Source organism: Chamaesiphon sp. OTE_8_metabat_110 (genome assembly GCF_031382685.1).
In the GTDB taxonomy this organism is placed as follows: Bacteria; Cyanobacteriota; Cyanobacteriia; order Cyanobacteriales; family Chamaesiphonaceae; genus Chamaesiphon.
Genome location: NZ_JANMZA010000176.1, coordinates 1 through 5578 on the forward strand (window position 1 = coordinate 1; position 5578 = coordinate 5578).

The following is a 5578-nucleotide window of genomic DNA, read 5'->3' on the forward strand; positions in this document are numbered from 1 at the left end:
GAGCATTTTGCAAAATTTGGTGAGCGATGCTATACACCAACCCAGCATATCGATCGTACAGAACAGTTAGAGCTTGATGCTGACCGAGCCGCAAATTATGCACCAGTTCGGCATCAGGTGAGTTTTTCATAGAGTGTAAAAGAGAATTTACCACCAAATGGATTACTACACTTAGCTCAATACATTTTACGGTTTTCTTGTAAACTCGATCGATCGCGGTTCATTTACTGTTACAACTTTTTTTAAACTCTGTTTGTAAAATTTCAATAGTCCTCTTAATTCTAATTTGTCTGGTTAAAAAATGCTGCATTTCAGCTTGAAATTCAAAGCTTACACCCCGCTCTAAAATGCTGTACCGCTTGCTTTACAACGGCTTTAGCGCTTTAACAAGTCTTTTTTATAAAAAAGTTTGAGAATTTCGATCCAATTGCATCACGAGCGCGTACTAATAACAACAGCAAGAATGGAGAATAAAAATCAGCCAGTCTTGATGACTTTTACCAACTCTCTCTTTAGCTAATCTATTTAATATAGAGCGAGTCCACTTAACAAATCTAGGAACATCACCATGAAACTTTCCACACTTACCAATCTCGTTAAAACTCAATTACCTGCCAAAGTATTGCTATCGATATTAGCAGTTAGTCTGTGTCTAGGTACAAGCGATCGTGCCTCTGCCATTCCTGATTCTCCCATTCCCGGATCTACCATTCCCACTCCCACTACCATTCCCACCAACGCTCCTACTACCACTATCGCTCCCGCTCCCGCTGCTACCTGTGCCAATGTAGATGTCAATATTCAAAATGGAACTCCAGATACGGTAAAGGTCACGAATTTTGAGTACTTAGATACTACTCAGAACGCATTTGTACCCAAGCAACTCTTGGGTGCGAGCGGAACACAGGAATTACAGTCCGGCACAGTCCATCGGGCAACGCGAAATTTTGCTCAAGTTGGTGGTCGTACTCAATTCCGAGTTACATACCAACATAAACAAGGCATTAATAATTTTGCCGCTCCTGTTCGTGTGACTACCGATCGTTTTGTTTGTATCGATGGAAGCACGCATCCAGTTTTACTCGATAAATAGATTGTACTGGCTTAATATCCAACTACATTATTCTCTGTGGATCGATCGCTGATTGCCATCGATCCACATAGCTTTATCTCACCTACCACATAACTCACAGGAGCAAATACCATGAAAACATCTCTTTTCTTTCTTCCTTCCCTCTTAGTCATCGCTTTAAGTGCTTGGATGCCACCAGCGGCAGTCGCAGGCTCGGAAACTTGTAAAAATGTGGACATCAGGCTCAAAAATGGTACCTCCCGTGAAATGAAAGTTACCAAGTTGCAATACCTTGAGCCAGACAAAGGTCAATATAAGACTGAAACTGGAGTATTTGGCATTGATGGAGAGCAAAACATATCCGTCGGTCGTACCTTTACTATTGCAAAGCGCGACCTGGAAAAAGTCAATAACGAGCAAATTCATTTCGTAGTTACTTACCGTCTTCGAGTTGATAATGGTTATAGTCTACCTATACTTCAACAAATGCCAAATTTTAAATGTACTAGCAATATGCTCAAAGAAGTTGTGCTTACCGAACAAAAGATCTAATTGGACAAATACTTTACTTTGGCGATCGATGATGCAGCAGGTGTAACGATAGTTTGCTCCTGCATCTCCTCTTCCATACTGATAAACTAGTAACTAATCACCGAAAATAGATGGAGTAAGATGGGCAACACCTTTGGGCATTTATTTAGAATCACCACCTATGGTGAATCACATGGGGGTGGGGTAGGTGTCATCATCGATGGTTGTCCGCCACTGGTAGAAATCAGCGAAGCCGAGATCCAGGTCGAACTCGACAGGCGTCGTCCCGGACAGAGTAAAATTACTACACCTCGCAAGGAGACTGATACCTGCGAAATTCTGTCTGGAGTATTTGAAGGGAAAACTACGGGCACACCGATAAGCATTCTCGTTAGAAATAAAGATGCTCGCTCTCAGGACTATAGTGAGATGGTGCAGACTTATCGCCCGTCTCATGCCGATGCGACTTACGATGCCAAATATGGGATTCGGAACTGGCAAGGTGGCGGTAGATCTTCGGCGCGGGAAACCATCGGACGCGTAGCAGCGGGGGCAATTGCCAAAAAGATTCTGCAAATCGTGAATAATGTCGAAGTCATCGGCTATGTCAAACGGATTCAGGACATCGAAGCGACTGTCGATAGTAATACCGTGACGATGGAGCAAGTCGAAAGTAATATCGTCCGGTGTCCGGATCTCACATGTGCGGAGCAGATGATCGATCGGATTGAAGCGATCGGCAGAGAAGGCGACTCGATCGGGGGAGTGGTAGAATGCGTGGTACGAAATGTCCCTAAAGGTTTGGGTGTGCCAGTATTCGACAGGTTGGAAGCAGATATCGCTAAGGGGGTGATGTCTCTCCCAGCGACTAAAGGATTTGAAATCGGTTCGGGTTTTGCGGGGACGCTGATGACTGGGAGCGAGCATAACGACGAGTTTTACACCGATGAGGATGGCGAAATTCGGACGCGCACCAATCGCTCTGGCGGTACCCAAGGCGGGATTTCTAATGGCGAGCATATCGTGATCCGGGTGGCATTTAAGCCCACTGCAACGATTCGGAAGGAGCAAAATACTGTCACTCAAGCGGGGGAAGAGACAACTTTAGCCGCCAAAGGCAGGCACGATCCATGCGTGTTACCCCGTGCGGTACCTATGGTGGAAGCGATGGTGGCATTGGTATTGTGCGATCATCTACTGCGTTACTACGGGCAGTGTAAGGTTTTGTAAGTTTTCGGTGGGTGGCGTGGATCTACCCACCCCGCCCGTTGGGCACCCCTCCAAGGAGGGGATTTTTCATCTGTGCCCATTGGGAACCTCTCCGAGGAGGGGATTTCTGTCGCTGCTCATTGTTTGTCGATCGACGGAGTAAACTAGCTAAAAACAGCGTATGAATAGTTTAGTCCGCAAAATTTTAATTTGGATCGGCACGATCGCGATCTGGTGCGGGAGCATTCAGACATCTCTAGCAGGCGATCTGAGCGATCGAGTGGCTCGATACCCCGATTGGAACGCCCAGCCGAAAGTCGCGCTGCATGAGGGCGAATTGAGCTATCCTGAGTGGTTTCGCGGACGCTGGATGGCGAATAGTACTCTCCTCGAACAGATTGCCCCGTTAGCGCCGGAAATTGTCACGCCCGGTTTTGAGAGCAACCGCCAATATATCGATAAACCGATCGAGTTTACCGTCCAATTTATCCAGACAGATCCAAATAAAAATCTCAAATCTTCGCTGCTAAATTTGCCCAAATTAAAATCGAATTTACCCACACCGAAAATTGTCGCCGATCGAGCGTTTAATGGTTTAAATATCGCCACGGCTTATTTAGGTGCTGCTAACGTGAAATCTGTCAAAATCGACCCGCAAAATCCCACCAAACAAATTACCCAACTCACCCAAGATCGTCAGCTAGAAGCCTTTGTCACTGGATTCGATCTCGAAGCACCTGCCCCCAATCGATTCATTTCCACTGAAGTCTCACAACAAGTATTTAGGACGACGGCGACGATTTATCTCAATACCGTCGAAACTACTACTAGTTATCAATTTTCAGCTACTCCAATACCAAAGATTACCGCGACACAGATTTCGGCAATCTATCTATCCCCACAAGATCCCGATTATTTTCGATCGCGTGGCAAGCAAGGCGATCGTCCAGTCGCTTTATACAAGTATCGATTGGAGTTAATTCCGACCAGTTAATACCAATCGCTAAAATCGATTTTTTAGATATGTTGTTAACGAGAACAAGGGATCTAAATCCCCATCCTGAAAACCCAATTCTCAATTCTCAATTCTCAATTCTCAATTAATTTAACGGCATTTCCACGAGATCGGTAATGAAGATTTAGTATTAATTAGTTGCGTTTCGCGATCGAGAACTTCCTCGACTTTGCGATAAATTTCCTGAGCTTCAGCTAACGAATTACCGATACTCGTCAACCCGACTTTGCCAAACTCTGACAAACAGCCCAATAGGTGAAAAACTGTCCCCGTCTCGGTACTGCTATCGAAGTGCAAGCGGTGATGCGCGATAATATCCATCAGATCGTTCGGTAATAAACCCCGATACTGGGGTTTGTGCAAATTGTCCGAAGCAAAATAATATTTAGGCTGACCTTGCTGACTATAAAACAAACCATCATCCAGTTGATAATCACCATTGGTGAGGAGTTTGAGCGTCATAAAGGGATGAGTGGTACCACCTTTGCGGAGATTGATTTCGATCGCCTGTAAATCCCAATTACCATCAGGAGATTCTACCGCCATAAAATCTACCCCAAACCGTTCGATCGCACCTTTAGCAGCTAAGTTTTTGCCAATTGTCAATCCTAGATCCTGAAGTTGACGACGATAGGCAGCGGCGGCGGGAAATTGACAGCCTAAGAAAATTTGCCCGTCGGGGCCGCCTAAAATTTGATCGTGAGTCGAGAGAATTTCGACTGTACCCAGCGGTGTGATGCACCCCTGCACGCTCGGAGATTGTTTATTTTCGCCTTCGATAAAGGCTTCGACGATCGCGCCGAGATGACCGATTTTGGTCTGAAAGTTAGTCCAGGTTTCATTTGCTCCCTGAAAACTCAACTTGGGAAAGGCATCACTAATCGCGCGGACTCGATCGGGATGGCTGGTAGGCTGTCCTAATGGTCGCAGATCGAGGATCGCGTTACCTTCACCAGAAAAGCCTTCATTTAACTTGACGACTAATCGCAGCAAGTGGGGTTGTCTCGCCCATAAATTCGCCGCTTCTTGTGCCAAATCGCGATCGTTAAATACTAACTGACTGCCATCGGGATATGGTAATCCACATTCAGCAAAAATCTGCCGACTGCCAGCTTTAGTACCCCAGTAAAGTAAATCTGGATCGAGTGCATACAGCGGCACGTCCAACTTTAGTGCTAAGTCGCGCTCGACTGCGGTGGAATTATAGCAAATCATCACCGATCGATCGGGTCGTAAGGACTGTTTAATCCGCTCTAATAAGCGCGGACGATCGAGTATTTTTTGACTCAGGGGTTGGAGCGAATAATCATCCGTCGAAAATAACAGCAGTCGCTCGCGAGCGTGAGAAAACGGAATCCCTGGTAATAATTGGAGATAATACTCGATCGAGATCGGCGCTAATGGTACCGAAGTCACATAAATCAACCGTGTGCGCGGATTTGACAATCGCATCAGCGAGCATAATAGCCGCTCTTCATAATGGATGCAGCCTTCCACCTTGAGCAGTTCGCCGCGATCGAGACTCAGCGATGGTACGACTAAAATATCGCAATCGCTATCGATCGTCGCGTCAAAACTTTGCCACAAACTTAGTAAGCGCGACTGCAATTGCTGAAATTCATCATGTTTCGATCGAGACTCATCGCCATCCTGCATCGGGATAGATTCTCCAGTGGAATAAAGGAATGATGGTAAAATCCCGGCTAGGACGTACGTGACATCGGAATACTTACTCTATCTCAGTATATCTT

5 protein-coding genes are annotated in these 5578 nt (G+C 45.8%); 4 read left to right on the top strand and 1 reads right to left on the bottom strand.

Features of this window, described 5'->3' with window-relative positions; genetic code table 11:
* The first annotated feature begins 568 nt into the window (after positions 1-568).
* From RMO52_RS06295 to RMO52_RS06310, 4 genes are all read left to right on the top strand, one after another.
* Entirely contained in the window at positions 569-1093 is a 525-nt protein-coding gene (locus tag RMO52_RS06295; protein ID WP_310411980.1) for a hypothetical protein, read from the top strand.
* Positions 1094-1204: 111 nt separating this feature from the next.
* Positions 1205-1624 carry a hypothetical protein gene (locus RMO52_RS06300; protein WP_310411982.1) on the top strand — a complete coding sequence of 140 codons (420 nt, stop codon included), beginning with the start codon at positions 1205-1207 and terminating at the stop codon, positions 1622-1624.
* 120 nt (positions 1625-1744) lie between these two features.
* On the top strand, positions 1745-2833 hold the full coding sequence (gene aroC / locus RMO52_RS06305) for a chorismate synthase (protein ID WP_310411985.1): 1089 nt from the start codon (positions 1745-1747) through the stop codon (positions 2831-2833).
* Positions 2834-2993: 160 nt separating this feature from the next.
* Positions 2994-3806, top strand: coding sequence for a DUF6816 family protein (locus RMO52_RS06310; RefSeq protein WP_310411988.1), 813 nt, complete (start codon positions 2994-2996; stop codon positions 3804-3806).
* A 111-nt stretch (positions 3807-3917) separates the two neighbouring features.
* Here RMO52_RS06310 and RMO52_RS06315 read toward each other — a convergent pair whose 3' ends face one another.
* Positions 3918-5483, bottom strand: a complete 1566-nt coding sequence (locus RMO52_RS06315; protein ID WP_310411992.1) for a peptide ligase PGM1-related protein — start codon at positions 5481-5483, stop codon at positions 3918-3920.
* Positions 5484-5578 lie beyond the last annotated feature (95 nt).

Coding starts and splice junctions, on each gene's coding strand:
- RMO52_RS06295 (WP_310411980.1), top strand. CDS start 569: ATGAAACTTTCCACACTTACCAATCTCGTTAAAACTCAATTACCTGCC.
- RMO52_RS06300 (WP_310411982.1), top strand. CDS start 1,205: ATGAAAACATCTCTTTTCTTTCTTCCTTCCCTCTTAGTCATCGCTTTA.
- aroC (WP_310411985.1), top strand. CDS start 1,745: ATGGGCAACACCTTTGGGCATTTATTTAGAATCACCACCTATGGTGAA.
- RMO52_RS06310 (WP_310411988.1), top strand. CDS start 2,994: ATGAATAGTTTAGTCCGCAAAATTTTAATTTGGATCGGCACGATCGCG.
- RMO52_RS06315 (WP_310411992.1), bottom strand. CDS start 5,483: ATGCAGGATGGCGATGAGTCTCGATCGAAACATGATGAATTTCAGCAA.